This is a genomic window from Bradyrhizobium sp. (genome assembly GCF_030654605.1).
Lineage (GTDB): Bacteria > Pseudomonadota > Alphaproteobacteria > Rhizobiales > Xanthobacteraceae > Bradyrhizobium.
In genome coordinates, this window is record NZ_JAURXB010000087.1 from 1 (window position 1) to 13407 (window position 13407).

Genomic DNA, 13407 nt, shown 5'->3' on the forward strand with positions numbered 1-13407 from the left:
GAATTATCCCGTCAAGATGAGCCGGCGCGTTTTCGCGCCGGCGTTGAATCCGAGTGAAAGGGAGCGAGGAGAGATCAGCCCTCGAACCCGTCCGGCATGCCGGCCTTCTTCAGCGCCGCAGCGCGCGCCTTCATCCAGGCCGCCAGGAACTCCTTGTCGTCGGAAGGCGGGCTGGCTTTGCCGAAATCGGCCCACGCCGCCGCCAGAACCGCTTGCCGCTTGAACAGCGCGTTGTTGTGCGCTTCCTGGTCGTCGCTCCACTGGCCGGCTTCCTTGAGCGCCTTCACTGCGCCCGGATGAACCGGCAGCACCCATTTCTTGGTCTGCTTGTCGGCGGCAAGCCCGCTCGCACCGGCGGCGGCATCCTTGTAGATGTCGTAGCCCGTGATCATGGCTTTGGTGACGGCATAGACCTGGTCGGGGGCTTGCGTTCCGTACACCACGAAGATCGGGTACGGATAGGTTCCCATTTCGATCGGCTTGTCCTTGGCAATGCCGGCGCCGCAGGTCGCCATGTGGCGGGAGAAGAACGATCCGACCTTCTGCACCCGCTCCCATCCGGCTTTGTCGTTGTGCGGCAGCGGCGGCCAGACCAGGCCGCGCGGCGAGGTCTCGGCTTCCTTGGCGGGACCGGTGATCGTGGTCGCGAAGGCGGCATCGACGTCGTTGTTGAGCAGACCCTTCCACATCGCGCCGTAGCTCGAGAACTCGACGGACTTGACGTCGCTCTGCTTGAGGCCGCCGAACGCCAGGATCGCCAGCGAGTTCTGGTTCAGGGCCGGCGAGCCGACGACGAAGCCGACGCGTTTGCCCTTGAGGTCCTTGACCTCCTTGACGCCGGTGTCCTTTGCGACGCCGAGCGAGGCGCCGTTGCAGTCGACGGTGGACAGCACCAGCTGCAAGGCTTGCGGTCCCCATTCCTTGGCGCCGAATTCGAACACGCCCTCCTGTGCGAAATAGCTGCCGGATCCCATCGCCGACGCCGCCGCCCGGCCTGCGCGCAATGGAGAGAGCCGCGCCACGTCGTTGCCCGCGGGCAGCACCCGCAGATCGGTGCCGTATTTGTCTTTCATCATCTTGCCGACGGCGACTGCGATGTTGAACCCGGCGGTGCCGGTGTCGTAGGCCGTGAACGTCATGGTCGGCGGCAGCTTGACGTCCTGGGCGTGAGCGGCAGGTAAAGCCAGCAGCGAAATGCTCGTGGCGACGACAGGCGCGAGCGCCATAAGACGGTGGATCATGTTCCCTCCAGTAGTTTCGCTATGCGAAATTGTTTTTCATTGCCCGGATCATGTCATCGCCCGATAGTGATGGCAACGTCCAGCGAATTTTTGGCGGCAGCTGTCAGGTTTTCCCGCAGCATCATGTGCGTTGCCGACTGTGAATCACGTTTCGATGACGGCGAGCACCTGGCCTTCGGCGACAACATCATCAATGTTGACGAGTATCGATTTGAGTTTGCCCGCTGCGGGTGAGGCGACGGGGATTTCCATCTTCATGGCTTCGACGAATGCGACGTCGTCGCCGTCGCCGACGCTGCCGCCGATTTCGACGGGAAGCGCGCACACGCGTCCGGCCACTTCGGTCACAATCTTGATTTCTGGCATTCCATTCTCCCCGGCACCGTCTGGCGGACAAATGCCCTCGTCAACGGCTTCCTGTTGTGGACGCAGATTGCCTAGGGTAGCTTGATCTGCAAGTGGAATTTTATTCCGCCAGACGGAATGGAAAAAACACATGGGAAGACGCTCGGAACGGCTCAGTAAGCAGGGAATGCTCGCCAGCGATCTCGCGGGCGAGGGCGACGTCATCCAGGTGGTGTCGCGCGCGTTCGACGTGTTGCGATGCTTCGAGGGGCACGAGGCGCGACTCGGCAATCTCGAAATATCCAACCGCTGCGGGCTGCCGCGATCGACGGTATCGCGTCTGACCCACACGCTGACCCGGATGGGCCAGCTGGTCTATCTGCCGCGCGACCAGAAGTACCGCATCGGCCCAAGTGCCGTGGCGATGAGCACGTCGATGATGCGGGGCTTGCAGTTGCGCAACCTGATCCGGCAGCGGCTGCAGGATGTCGCCGAACAATTGCCGGGCACCGTCGGCTTCGTCATTCCCGACCGCTTCCACCTCGTCTATCTCGAATTTGCGCGAGCGGCCAATGCGCTCGGTCTGCATGAAAGCACCGGCAGCCGTATCGCGATGGCGAGCACGGCAGCGGGGCACGCCTATACCTCGGCGCTCGATGCCGATGTCGGCGACGCGCTGCTCGCCGAAATGGAGCGCGAGATTCCGGCAGGCGCCAAGGTGTTGCGTCCGCGTCTCGAGGCCAACCGGCGGTTCTTGCAGGAGCACGGCTACGTGGTCGCCTGCGGCCTGTGGAGCCCGCATATCAATGGTCTCGCGGTGCCGATCTGGTCGCCGCAGTATCAAACCTTCGTCGTGGTGACGATCGGCCTGTTGTCGGCGATGTACGACGAAAAGCGGCTGCACAAGGAAGTTGCGCCGCGAATGCTGGATCTGGGCTTTGCGGTCGGCAGCATGCTCGAAGGCGCCGACGGCGATGTCTTCAGCAATCGGCTGGACCGAAAACCGCTTCCGGTGGCGACCCAAAACAACAAAATCATAAAGGCGGAGGATACCAATGACCTGGAAGCCGGAACTCGACGACCTCGCCCGGCGCGAAGCGTTCGCGCGCGAGATGGGAGGCGTTGACAAGGTCAAGCGCCAGCGCGACCAGGGCCGGCTCACCGTCCGCGAGCGCATCGACGGACTGGTCGACCAGAACAGCTTCCACGAGATCGGCGCGATTTCCGGGGTAGCTGAATACAGCGAAAGCGGCGAGCTCACAAATTTGACGCCGGCGAACTGCGTGTTCGGCCGCGGCAAGGTCGACGGCCGTGCGGTGGTCGTGGTCGGTGACGATTTTACGGTGCGCGGCGGCTCCGCCGATGCGTCGATCTCTGCGAAGCCGCTGATGGCCGAGGAGATGGCGCACGACTTCCGGCTGCCGATCATCCGCGTGATCGAGGGTTCCGGCGGCGGCGGCTCGGTGAAGACCATCGAGACCAAGGGGGCTGCCAATCTGCCCGGCGGCGTCGGCGGCACCCGCTGGTACTGGTATACGCTCGCCAACATGGCGCGCGTGCCGGTGGTGGGTCTTGGGCTCGGTTCGGTCGCGGGCCTGGGCGCAGCGCGGCTTGCCGCCAGCCATTATTCCGTGATGACGAAAACCTCGGCGATGTTCGTCGCGGGCCCGCCAGTGGTAAAGCGGCTGGGTCAGGACCTGACAAAGTGGGAACTCGGCGGCGCCGACATCCAGACCCGCGCCGGCGGTGTCGACCATGCCGTCGACACCGAGGAAGAAGCCTTCGCCTGTGCCAGGCGCTTTCTTTCCTATCTGCCGTCCTCGGTGTTCGATCTGCCGCCGACAACAACTTGCGACGACGATCCGGAGCGCGTGGAGGAATCGCTGATGAAGGCGGTGCCGCGCAACCGCCGTCAGGTCTACAAGATGCGTCCCATCATCAACGCGGTGGTCGACAAGGGTTCGTTCTTCGAGATGGGCGCCAATTTCGGTCGCTCCATCATCGCCGGCTTCGCCCGGCTCGACGGCCGCGCCGTGATGCTGCTGGCCAGCGATCCCTTTCACTATGGCGGATCGTGGACGTCGGAGGCGTGCCAGAAGGTGGTGCGCTTCGTCGATCTCGCCGAGACCTTCCATCTGCCGGTGGTCTACCTGATGGATTGTCCGGGCTTCATGATTGGGCTCGACGCCGAGAAGGCGGCGACCATCCGCCATGGCGTGCGCGCCATGGCCGCGGTCAACCAGACCACCGTGCCGTGGTGCACCATCATCGTGCGCAACGCCTTCGGCGTCGCCGGTGTCGTGCATCAGCCGGCCAACCGCTACTCGATGCGTTACGCGTGGCCGTCGGCCTATTGGGGCTCGCTGCCGCTGGAGGGCGGCATCGAGGCGGCCTATCGCGCCGACATCGACGCCGCGGACGATCCCAAGGCAAAACTGCAGGAGATCGAGGACCGTCTCAACAAGCTGCGCTCGCCATTCCGCTCGGCCGAACGATTCTGGGTCGAGGAAGTGATCGACCCGCGCAAGACGCGCTCACTGCTGTGCGAATTCGCCCGGCTCGCCGAGCCGCTGCGAACCCCGGGCCCGCCGGCGAATTTCTCGATCAGGCCGTGACTTTCTTCACCTCGCCCCGCTTGCGGGGAGAGGTCGGCGCCAACGGGTCGGCGCGTAGCGCCGCCCGATGATAAACTCCGCGCCGGGTGAGGGGGACTCTCCGCGAGTCCCGCTGTCGATAGAGCCCCTCACCCCCGACCCTCTCCCCGTGAAGAACGGGGAGAGGGAGCGCACTTACGCAGCCGCCGCAACCTTCACCGGCCGCGCGATCGCCAGAATGATCAGCGCCGCCACGACGCACAGCGCGCCGGCGACGAAGAACGCCGGCAGATAGCTCTCCAGCACGGTGCGCGACAGTCCCGCGCCGAACGCAGCGACGCCGGCGCCGAGTTGATGGCCGGCAAAGATCCAGCCGAACACCAGATTGGCGCGCTCCGGCCCGAATTTTTGCGCGGCCAGCCGCACGGTCGGCGGCACCGTCGCGATCCAGTCGAGGCCATAGAACATCGCAAACAGCGACAGCGCGTAGAACGAGAAGTCCGTGAACGGCAGGAACAGCAGCGACAGCCCGCGCAGGCCGTAATACCAGAACAGCAGCCAGCGATTGTCGTAACGGTCGGACAGCCAGCCGGAAGCGATGGTGCCGACGAAATCGAAGATGCCCATGGCGGCGAGCAGGCCGGCGGCCTGAACCTGCGGGATGCCGAAATCGAGGCACATCGGGATCAGGTGAACCTGGACCAGGCCGTTGGTGCTGGCGCCGCAGATGAAGAAGGTAGCGAACAGGATCCAGTACACTTTCGTCTTCGCGGCATCGCGCAGCGCGCCGAACGCCGCCGCTGCGATCGGTGCGGTATTCGGCGGCGGCGCCGGCAGCGGCCCGGTGCCCTCATCGCCGAACGGCCGCAGGCGGAGATCACCAGGGCGATCGCGCATCACCAGCAGCACCGCGGATGCGGCGACGGCGAGCATCACGCAGATCAGCACCAGCGCCGTGCGCCAGCCCAGGCTTTCGGTGAGGCTCGCCAGCAGCGGCAGGAATACCAGCTGCCCGGTCGCTACGCTGGCGGTGAGAATGCCGACCACGAGGCCGCGGCGCGCGGAAAACCAGCGCGCGGCAATGGTGGCGCCGAGCACCAGCGCGGTCATGCCGGTGCCGAGGCCGATCACCACGCCCCACAGCAGCACCAACTGCCAGATTTGCGTCATGAACAGCGACGCGACGAGGCCGGAGGCCACCACCAGCAACGACGTCAGCGTGACATTGCGCAGGCCGTATCGGTTCAGCAGCGCGGCGGCGAACGGCGCCATCAATCCGAACAGGATGAAGCGGATCGACAGCGCCGAGGAGATCTCCGCGGTGCTCCAGCCGAATTCCTTTTGCAGCGGCACGATGAAGACGCCGGGCGCGCCGACCGTGCCGGCGCTGATCAGCGCGGTGAGAAAGGTGACGCCGACCATCGCCCAGCCGTAATGGATGTTGCGGCGGGCGAGGGCGGCGGACAGCCAGTTGGAGATCATGGAATTCGAATTTCCTGCGTGTTCGAAGTTGCATCGGCGTTCGGCTCACCTCTCCCCGCTTGCGGGGAGAGGTCGAAATTCGCGATAGTGAATTTCGGGTGAGGGGGACTCTCGACGAGTTCGGCTGTTGAGAGTCCCCCTCACCCCGACCCTCTCCCCGCAAGCGGGGAGAGGGAGAAGTAAAGCATCAGTGAACGATGCGCTCCACGGCAATGGCGGTGGCTTCGCCGCCGCCGATGCAGAGTGCTGCGACGCCGCGCTTCAGGCCTTTCGCTTCCAGCGCGTGCAGCAGCGTGACGATCAGCCGGGCGCCGGTGGCGCCGATGGGATGGCCGAGCGCGCAGGCGCCGCCATTGACGTTCAGCTTCTCGCGGTCAATGCCGAGATCGCGCTGCGCCGCCATCGCCACGACAGCCAACGCCTCGTTGATCTCGAACAGGTCGACATCGCCGGCGCTCCAGCCGACCTTGTCGAGCAGCTTCCGGATCGCGGGGATCGGCGCGGTGGTGAACCATTGCGGTTCCTGGCTGTGGGTAGCGTGGCCCCTGATGACGGCGAGGCTCGGCAAGCCGTCGCGGTCGGCCAGCGAGCGTTTTGCCAGGATCAGTGCTGCGGCGCCGTCGGCATTGGCCGACGAGGCCGCCGGCGTGATGGTGCCGCCGGCGCGGAACGCCGGCTTCAGCGATGGGATCTTGGCGGGATCGACCTTGAGGGGATGCTCGTCATTGGCGATGACGCGCGGGCCGGTTTTTTCGGCGACCGTGATTGGCGCGATCTCGGCTTTGAACGCGCCGCCTTCGACCGCCTTGCGGGCGCGGCTCAGCGTTTCCATCGCGTAGGCATCCTGATCGGCGCGGGTGAACTGATAGGCTTCCGCGGTGGCCTCGCCGAAATCGCCCATCGAGCGTCCGCTCTCATAGGCGTCTTCGAGCCCGTCCATCATCATGTGATCGATGATCCGGTCATGGCCGGCGCGGTAACCGCCGCGCGCCTTTGCCAATAGGTACGGCGCGTTGCTCATGCTTTCCATGCCGCCGGAAAGTACGATTTCGGCGGAGCCGGCGGTGATAATGTCATGCGCCAGCATCGTGGCTTTCATGCCGGAGCCGCAGACCTTGTTGATGGTGGTGGCGCCCGTCGCATCCGGCAATCCGGCGCCGCGCGCGGCCTGCCGTGCCGGTGCCTGGCCCTGACCGGCCGGCAGCACGCAGCCCATCAGCACCTCGTCGATCCGCTCGGGCGACAGTTTGCCTCGCTCCAGCGCGGCGCCGATCACGTGAGAACCGAGCTTGTGGGCGCTGAACGGCGACAACTCGCCCATGAAGCGGCCCAGCGAGGTGCGGACGGCGGAAACGATGACGACGGGATCGGACGCTGCGGCCATGCGGGATTCCTCACATGTTTCGAGGGGCGATTGTTACATTATGAGCATCATATGATGCGCCGCAGGAATTGCAACGGCAGTGCGCGATAAATTGTCGTGAGGCGGAGCTGTCTTATCGCTTTCGGGAGACAGCCGTTACTCCGCAACGCCTTCCAGCGCCGTGCGGATAGCGCTTTTGAACACGGCGATGTCGCCGAGTTGATGGCCGAGCACCAGCGCGAGCCGGGTCAGGAGCAGCGCTTCGCGCTCGGGTCCGGCCGAATCGATCGCCATCGCCAGCGACTCGTAGGCGGCTTCGAAATCTTCTGAAGGCATCGCGGTCATGACGTCGCTCTCCCCAGGCAAAGGCGGGCGGTTTCGAGAATTTCGTCGGCAACGAGCGCCTTCCAGCGTCCGGCGATGTGCAGGTCGGGACGCAGCAGGTAGAATGTGTGCGGCTGCGCGCCGAACAGGCGGGCAATTTCGCCGTCGGTATCGGGAATCGCTCCGGCTGTTGGTGCCGAACCCTGAAGCGCAACCGGCAGTGCCACGAACCGCCGGTCGAGTTGGCCGAGCCGAGCAAGCAGGGCAGCCTGTTCGTCGCCAGGCGAACCGTCGCAAAACAGGATCGCCGTCAAGCCGTCGCCGGCGCGATCCAGCAGAAAATGGCCGTCGGCCAGCCTTGCGTTCGGCGGAAAGCTGCCGCTGGCCGGTCCGCCGGCAAACTCCGCGTCGCGCATCGGCCAGGGCGTCAGCGGACTTTCCGAATAGGTGTAGGGCTGCATCTGCCGGGGATTGGCGAGGCCGCGCGGAAATTCGTGTTTCAGGCTGAGCGAGAGTGCGGCTTCGCGGGCCAGCCGCCAGCCCCGCGTCGGCGGCGTCATGAAGCGGGTGCTCTTGGTGGCATTGGCGAACACGTCCAGCGTGGCGCCGCGCCGCTCCGGCGAATAGCTGTCGAGCAGCTTTTCGTCGGCCTCGCCATGGAGGACCGCTGCCAGCTTCCAGCCGAGATTGTCGGCGTCGGCCAGGCCGTTGTTGAGACCGCGCACGCCAAAAATCGGCACGATATGGGCGGCATCGCCGATGAAGAACACCCGGCCATGCCGATAGTCGTCGAGGCACAGCGTGTTGGCGGAATAGATGCTCCACCATTCCAGCTCCCAGGGTTTCGTGTGACCGATATCCCCGAGGATGGCGCCGACGCGGGCGCGGATGTTTTCCTCGAGCAAGGCCGCTTCCTCGCTCTCGCCCTCGCGGAGCTGATAGTCCACCCGCCAGATATTTTCGGGCTGCTTGTGGATCAGCACGGTGCCGCCGGGATTGCCGCTGGGCTCGAAGAAGGCGCGGCGCTCGGTGGGAAAGTCGTGATCCATCCGGATATCCGCGATGACGTATTTGCCTTCGTAGTTCTCGCCCTTCATGCGCAGGCCGAGCTGGGTGCGAACCGGCGAGCGCGCGCCATCGGCGGCCAGCACATAATCGGCATCGAGGCGATAGTCGCCGGCCGGCGAGGCGATATTGAGCGACACGCCGTCATTGCCGCACTCGATGCCGGTGAGTTCGCTCTGCCAGCGCATATCGACGAGGCCGCAGGCCGCGACCGCGTCGTGCAGATACTGCTCGATGTATTGCTGCTGCAGATTATACATCGGCAGATACTTCTCGCCCGGGGGATGCGGCATCTCGAGCCTGAAAATCTGTTCGCCGCGGTAATAGCTGCGGCCAAAGCGCCAGCCCAGCGCCTTGTCGAGGAACGGCTTCACCGCGCCGATCCGCTCCAGGATATGCATGCTCGGCCGCGCGACGCACAGCGCCCGGCTGCCGTCATTAAAGGTGTCCTTGCGGTCGAGCAGCACGCTGCGGATGCCGTAGCGCGCCAGCACCAATGAAGCGGTCATGCCGATCGGGCCGGCGCCGACGATCACGACGGGGTACCGCACCGCGCTGCCGTCCAGCTCGGGGACATGCCGCGCCGGGAAGTGCGGATAATGGAAATACAGCGAATCGAGCGGGCCTTTGCCGGCAGGTCTCATGGGTTTTCCGTTTATGTTGGCGGCGTCCGATTGCAGCAGACGCTTCCAGCCCTGGCAGGACTACAGCTTGAAAGAAGTCCGATAGCAAGGCAGCATGCGCGTGAGACCAAAGCAGTGAACAAACTCGGGATCGACTGAAAGAGACGCCCTTCAGATGAACATGACCGCACGCGCCGAGCAGACCGAATCCAGCGAAGTCCTGTACGAGCTCGATGAGGGCATCGCGGTCATCACGCTCAATGCCCCGGAGCGCATGAACACGATCTCGGGGCCGATGCTGAACGATCTGACACGTCTTTTGATCAGGGCCAACGAGGATCCGGCGGTGCGTTGCGTCATCCTCACCGGCAACGGGCGCGCTTTCTGCGCCGGTCTCGATCTGCGCAAGGAGCGGAGCGGGGATGGGCTCAGCGCGGCGTCGTCGAAGACGACGCTGGACCTGCGCAACACCCCGCCCACCGTGATGAACGCGATGGACAAGCCGACGATCTGCGCCGTCAATGGCGGGGCGGCCGGCTACGGCATGGATACGGCGCTCGGCTGCGACATCCGCATCATGGGGGAGTCGGCGAAGCTGGCGGCGGCCTTCGTCAAGCGCGGCGTGGTGCCGGAATCCGGCGGCACCTGGTTGCTGCCGCGGATGATCGGCTGGGCCAAGGCCTCGGAATTGATCTTCACCGGGCGGACGCTCTCGGCGCGCGAATGCCTCGACTGGGGGCTCGCCAACGAGGTGGTGCCGGATGCGGAGTTGATGGGCCGGGCGCGCGCGGTGGCGCGGGAGATCGCCGCCAATGCGCCGCTGGCGGTGCAGGCCGCCAAGCGGATGATGCGGATGGGACTGAACGAGACCTTTCCGGACCATGTCCATCACGTCTATCTGCAACTGCTGCCGCTGTTCAAGACACAGGACATGCAGGAAGGCATCAAGGCCTTCATGGAGAAGCGCGAGCCGAAATTCGAGGGCCGCTGAATTCCCATTCCATCGCTTAACGCCCGATAAACGCTGTTTTCGGCAAGGCCAGCCCCCGGAATTTGTCATTAATTACAATTGATACAAATTGTCCGAAGGCAAGCGCCAGGAATTCCCGGTCGATTTTGCCTTGCTGGCCCATGAAGGCAAAAAAGGTTTTGAACGCGATGTCATCGACACCCCGAAGTTGGGACAATCTCCTTTCGGCGCGGCTCCATTCGCCCGAGATATGCCATGAACGCTACGGCCTGATCCTGTCGCGTGTTCGATTCGTATCGCGGGCTTTCAGCGTCCTCTCCCTGCTCTGGATCGCCGTGGATTTTGCCTGCTGGCCCTGGCCCGCTAGCGGTGCGTTGGGGCTCGAGCGGGTGTTCATCGCGGGCGCCTTCTGGATTCTCGGAGGTCACCGGTTCGAGTCTCGGCCGCTCGGTGTCTATGGCGCTGTCTTGGCCCTGTTGATGATTTCATCGGGATTGGTCCTCGGTGCCCTGTTCGTCCTGTCCCATACCGGGGCGCACGCCTATCAGTTGTTCGGAACCCAAGGCTATCTGCTCTCGCCAATCGCCCTGGCGGCGATCCTGGCCATCTTTCCCCTGACGGCGCGCGAGAGCGTGCTGCTGGCTGCCTCGCTGGTCCCTGTAACGGTATTTCCCATCATCATGTGGTCGGAGCTGTTCGCAACGACTTCGCCAATGGCGGTCGTGCTGCTGCTGTTACTGGTTGCCGGAATTTCTACCATCGCAAGTCTCAGCCAGCTCAACTTTCTCGTCAGTCTGGTGGAAAAGTCGGCAACCGACGGATTGACCGGAGCGGCGACGCGAAAATTCGGCGAGCGGATGCTCGAAGCCATGTTCGCCATCTCGCAGCGCAAGAATACCGCGCTCAGCGTCCTGTTCATCGACCTCGACCGGTTCAAATCGTTGAACGACCGATTTGGGCATGGCGTCGGCGACGATGTCCTGCGCTGCGCGATCGCCTCGATACGTGCCGTGGCGCGCCGTCAGGATGTGCTGGTGCGCTGGGGCGGCGAGGAGTTCGTGCTGATCATGCCGGAGACGAACGGGGAGCAGGTCGAAAGTTTCGTCAGTCGTTTGGCCGAAGCCGGCATCGGACTCGCGCCCGATGCCGTCCCGATCACCGCCAGCATGGGCGCCTCGGAACGCATGAGCGACGAGGCGGACGGATGGGCCATGCTGGTCGAGGCGGCGGACCGCCGGATGTATTCGGCCAAGGGGGCGGGGCGGAACAGCTACGTCGGCCCGAACGGCGTTACGGTAAGCGGTTTGATAGGATCGCCGCAGCCGGCTGTCGACAATACGGAAAGAAAGGCTCGGAACCGCGTCAATGGCGATGCGGCATCGTCTGGTGAAGCCGGCCCGCGAGAAATCACCCGCATAAAGGAGTTACTGAGATGCTGATGAGTGAAAAGGTCGCACACTCGAAATGGTGCCCAATGGTGCGTATCGACGGCGCTAACCGACTGTTCAACACCCAGTCGGATGGATTCGAGAACTCAGCCAAAATGTATCATTGCATCGCCAGCGCGTGCATGTCGTGGCGCCAATTCCACCTTTCGCATCTCAAGGGAAGCGAACAGCCGGAGCATCACGGCTATTGCGGTCTCGCCGGGCGTCCGGAACTCGACTAGCAAAAGGCGATCACAGCGCTCTTCGAACCTGTCGCCGGGAAAGGAAAATGCTGATGCTGCCCGGTCATCGCGTCACCGCTTGCGGTCGATAAAGCCCTGCATCAGCCGCTGCGGCTCGCCGGTCAGGAAGGACTGTCCGAACACGGGAATCGAGAGGTCGACGGATTGTTTCAGCGGCAGCTCCTCCCATTGCCGGAGCAAGGCCTTTTGCGCGCGTAGCGCCTCGGGGCCGCATTCCAGCAGCATGGCTATGGTTCTCTCGACCGCGGCATCGAGGCCGCCTTCGGCGGCGACCCGGTCGATCAGGCCCCAGGCCAGTGCGGTCGGTGCGTCGATATTCTCCGCCGTCATCACCAGCCAGCGGGCGCGGCCCCAGCCGATCAGCCGTGGCAGCAGTGCCGCGTGAATGACGCTGGGAATGCCGACCCGGACCTCGGGCATGCCGAAATGGGCGTCATGCGCGGCAATCCGGAAGTCGCAGGCGGCGGCGAATTCCAGCCCGCCGCCGAGGCACCAGCCCGGCATCCGCGCGATCACAGGGGCGGGGAACGCGCGCGCGGTCTCGCAGAGATCGCGCAGGCCGGTGATGAATTTCTCCGCCGAGGCCTGATCGAGTTTGGCCATTTCCTTGATGTCGGCGCCGCCGATCATGCTCTTTTCGCTCTGGCCGGCGATGACAAGCACGCGAATTCGCTTGTCGCTCGCGAGGGCCTCCAGCCCATCGCGCACGCCGTTGATCGCGGGCGTTCCCAGAATATTCAGCGAGCCGGCGTTGCAGATCGTCAGGCGGACGACGCCGCGGCTGTCGCGGTCGACGCCGCAATAGGGATTGAGCATGTCCATGGACGGTCTCGCAATTCCTTCGAAGTGTACGTGGGCCGGCCACTTCCGGGGCAAAGCGCCGCCTTGTCAAGTGGTGCGCGGAGCGATTGCCGTTGGGGCGACGCAAGCCGTTGCCGGGCGGCGACGACTCCTATAATATGATGATCGTCATTCATATTGGAGCGGGCACATGACGGCGGTTGACGGGATTGATACGGCGGAAACCCGGCTGTTCGCTGCCGGATCGCGGCGGGAGCGGGTGGTGGACTGGCAGGCGCCGGGTCCGGTTGCGCAGGCCGCCGCCGCCATGTCCGGTCTCGACGCCATGCGCGCGATCCGCGACGGGATCCTGCCGGAACCGCCGATGGCGCGGCTGATCGATTTTCGGCTGCGGGTGGCGGAACCCGGGCGGATCGTGATGGAACTTCAGCCGCATGAAGGGCTGGAAAACACCATCGGGCTGCTGCATGGCGCGACCGCCGCTGCGCTGCTCGACACCGCCATGGGCTGCGCGATTTCGACCATGCTGCCGGCGGGGCAGGGCGCGGTGACGCTCGACCTGAAGCTCACCTATCTGCGGCCGCTGTCGGTCAAGTCGGGCACCATCTCGGCGGAAGGAAAGGTGATGAAACTCGGCCGCCGGACCAGCTACGCCGAAGGCTGGGTGCGCGATGGTGCCGGGAACATTGCAGTGCACGCGACGGCGACCTTCTCGATGGTCGGGGAAGCCCCGGGCCGCGAAATAGCGAAATAAGATGCAGCTTTCCAAAGCCGCAACTGCTATTATATGACCGAAAACATATCATAGACGGCTGCAGGATTGCGATGCGTTACTCCAGGGAACACAAGCTCGAGACCCACGCCCGGATCGTGAAGAAAGCCTCGGTGCGGCTTCGCGAAAAGGGCGCG

13 protein-coding genes and 1 pseudogene are annotated in these 13407 nt (G+C 64.4%); 7 read left to right on the forward strand and 7 right to left on the reverse strand.

The features are described from left to right. Nucleotides 1-74: 74 nt before the first annotated feature. Nucleotides 75-1241 carry a TAXI family TRAP transporter solute-binding subunit gene (locus Q7U29_RS09170; RefSeq protein ID WP_304740629.1) on the reverse strand — a complete coding sequence of 389 codons (1167 nt, stop codon included), beginning with the start codon at nt 1239-1241 and terminating at the stop codon, nt 75-77. Between the two features lie 144 nt (nt 1242-1385). Then, complete coding sequence (locus tag Q7U29_RS09175; protein ID WP_304740631.1) at nt 1386-1607, reverse strand: acetyl-CoA carboxylase biotin carboxyl carrier protein subunit; 222 nt, start codon at nt 1605-1607, stop codon at nt 1386-1388. Nucleotides 1608-1737: 130 nt separating this feature from the next. Between Q7U29_RS09175 and Q7U29_RS09180 the strand changes: the two genes are divergently transcribed. Next, nucleotides 1738-2712: an IclR family transcriptional regulator gene (locus Q7U29_RS09180; RefSeq protein ID WP_304740633.1), complete on the forward strand. Its 975-nt coding sequence runs from the start codon at nt 1738-1740 to the stop codon at nt 2710-2712. After that, nucleotides 2642-4201: an acyl-CoA carboxylase subunit beta gene (locus Q7U29_RS09185; RefSeq protein WP_304740635.1), complete on the forward strand. Its 1560-nt coding sequence runs from the start codon at nt 2642-2644 to the stop codon at nt 4199-4201. The genes Q7U29_RS09180 and Q7U29_RS09185 overlap by 71 nt, the downstream gene beginning before the upstream one ends. A 174-nt stretch (nt 4202-4375) precedes the next feature. Here Q7U29_RS09185 and Q7U29_RS09190 read toward each other — a convergent pair whose 3' ends face one another. The 4 genes from Q7U29_RS09190 to Q7U29_RS09205 all read right to left on the reverse strand — a co-directional run bounded on the left by Q7U29_RS09190 (nt 4376) and on the right by Q7U29_RS09205 (nt 9058). After that, a complete protein-coding gene (locus Q7U29_RS09190; RefSeq protein WP_304740637.1) occupies nt 4376-5662 on the reverse strand; it encodes an MFS transporter in 1287 nt (428 codons plus the stop codon). A 187-nt stretch (nt 5663-5849) separates the two neighbouring features. Further along, a complete protein-coding gene (locus tag Q7U29_RS09195; RefSeq protein WP_304740639.1) occupies nt 5850-7046 on the reverse strand; it encodes an acetyl-CoA C-acyltransferase in 1197 nt (398 codons plus the stop codon). A gap of 135 nt (nt 7047-7181) precedes the next feature. Then, a complete protein-coding gene (locus tag Q7U29_RS09200) occupies nt 7182-7370 on the reverse strand; it encodes a hypothetical protein (protein ID WP_304740641.1) in 189 nt (62 codons plus the stop codon). After that, nucleotides 7367-9058, reverse strand: a complete 1692-nt coding sequence (locus Q7U29_RS09205; RefSeq protein ID WP_304740643.1) for an FAD-dependent monooxygenase — start codon at nt 9056-9058, stop codon at nt 7367-7369. Before Q7U29_RS09205 ends, Q7U29_RS09200 begins: the two co-directional genes overlap by 4 nt. Nucleotides 9059-9212: 154 nt before the next feature. Here Q7U29_RS09205 and Q7U29_RS09210 point away from each other — a divergent pair, with 154 nt between their 5' ends. The 3 genes from Q7U29_RS09210 to Q7U29_RS09220 all read left to right on the forward strand — a co-directional run bounded on the left by Q7U29_RS09210 (nt 9213) and on the right by Q7U29_RS09220 (nt 11676). Continuing rightward, nucleotides 9213-10028: an enoyl-CoA hydratase/isomerase family protein gene (locus Q7U29_RS09210; RefSeq protein ID WP_304740644.1), complete on the forward strand. Its 816-nt coding sequence runs from the start codon at nt 9213-9215 to the stop codon at nt 10026-10028. A gap of 140 nt (nt 10029-10168) precedes the next feature. Next, nucleotides 10169-11446, forward strand: coding sequence for a GGDEF domain-containing protein (locus Q7U29_RS09215; protein ID WP_304740646.1), 1278 nt, complete (start codon nt 10169-10171; stop codon nt 11444-11446). Beyond that, nucleotides 11440-11676: a hypothetical protein gene (locus tag Q7U29_RS09220; protein ID WP_304740648.1), complete on the forward strand. Its 237-nt coding sequence runs from the start codon at nt 11440-11442 to the stop codon at nt 11674-11676. The genes Q7U29_RS09215 and Q7U29_RS09220 overlap by 7 nt, the downstream gene beginning before the upstream one ends. Before the next feature lie 72 nt (nt 11677-11748). Here Q7U29_RS09220 and Q7U29_RS09225 read toward each other — a convergent pair whose 3' ends face one another. Next, on the reverse strand, nt 11749-12519 hold the full coding sequence (locus tag Q7U29_RS09225) for an enoyl-CoA hydratase (RefSeq protein WP_304740649.1): 771 nt from the start codon (nt 12517-12519) through the stop codon (nt 11749-11751). Nucleotides 12520-12688: 169 nt separating this feature from the next. Here Q7U29_RS09225 and Q7U29_RS09230 point away from each other — a divergent pair, with 169 nt between their 5' ends. Both Q7U29_RS09230 and Q7U29_RS09235 read left to right on the forward strand, forming a co-directional pair. Continuing rightward, nucleotides 12689-13252: a PaaI family thioesterase gene (locus tag Q7U29_RS09230; RefSeq protein ID WP_304740651.1), complete on the forward strand. Its 564-nt coding sequence runs from the start codon at nt 12689-12691 to the stop codon at nt 13250-13252. A gap of 71 nt (nt 13253-13323) precedes the next feature. Further along, nucleotides 13324-13407: pseudogene (locus Q7U29_RS09235) on the forward strand (TetR/AcrR family transcriptional regulator); the annotation flags it as partial.

Bases quoted from the DNA above. Each gene is read 5' to 3' on its own strand.
- Q7U29_RS09170 (WP_304740629.1), bottom strand. From the start codon at position 1,241: ATGATCCACCGTCTTATGGCGCTCGCGCCTGTCGTCGCCACGAGCATT.
- Q7U29_RS09175 (WP_304740631.1), bottom strand. From the start codon at position 1,607: ATGCCAGAAATCAAGATTGTGACCGAAGTGGCCGGACGCGTGTGCGCG.
- Q7U29_RS09180 (WP_304740633.1), top strand. From the start codon at position 1,738: ATGGGAAGACGCTCGGAACGGCTCAGTAAGCAGGGAATGCTCGCCAGC.
- Q7U29_RS09185 (WP_304740635.1), top strand. From the start codon at position 2,642: ATGACCTGGAAGCCGGAACTCGACGACCTCGCCCGGCGCGAAGCGTTC.
- Q7U29_RS09190 (WP_304740637.1), bottom strand. From the start codon at position 5,662: ATGATCTCCAACTGGCTGTCCGCCGCCCTCGCCCGCCGCAACATCCAT.
- Q7U29_RS09195 (WP_304740639.1), bottom strand. From the start codon at position 7,046: ATGGCCGCAGCGTCCGATCCCGTCGTCATCGTTTCCGCCGTCCGCACC.
- Q7U29_RS09200 (WP_304740641.1), bottom strand. From the start codon at position 7,370: ATGACCGCGATGCCTTCAGAAGATTTCGAAGCCGCCTACGAGTCGCTG.
- Q7U29_RS09205 (WP_304740643.1), bottom strand. From the start codon at position 9,058: ATGAGACCTGCCGGCAAAGGCCCGCTCGATTCGCTGTATTTCCATTAT.
- Q7U29_RS09210 (WP_304740644.1), top strand. From the start codon at position 9,213: ATGAACATGACCGCACGCGCCGAGCAGACCGAATCCAGCGAAGTCCTG.
- Q7U29_RS09215 (WP_304740646.1), top strand. From the start codon at position 10,169: ATGAAGGCAAAAAAGGTTTTGAACGCGATGTCATCGACACCCCGAAGT.
- Q7U29_RS09220 (WP_304740648.1), top strand. From the start codon at position 11,440: ATGCTGATGAGTGAAAAGGTCGCACACTCGAAATGGTGCCCAATGGTG.
- Q7U29_RS09225 (WP_304740649.1), bottom strand. From the start codon at position 12,519: ATGGACATGCTCAATCCCTATTGCGGCGTCGACCGCGACAGCCGCGGC.
- Q7U29_RS09230 (WP_304740651.1), top strand. From the start codon at position 12,689: ATGACGGCGGTTGACGGGATTGATACGGCGGAAACCCGGCTGTTCGCT.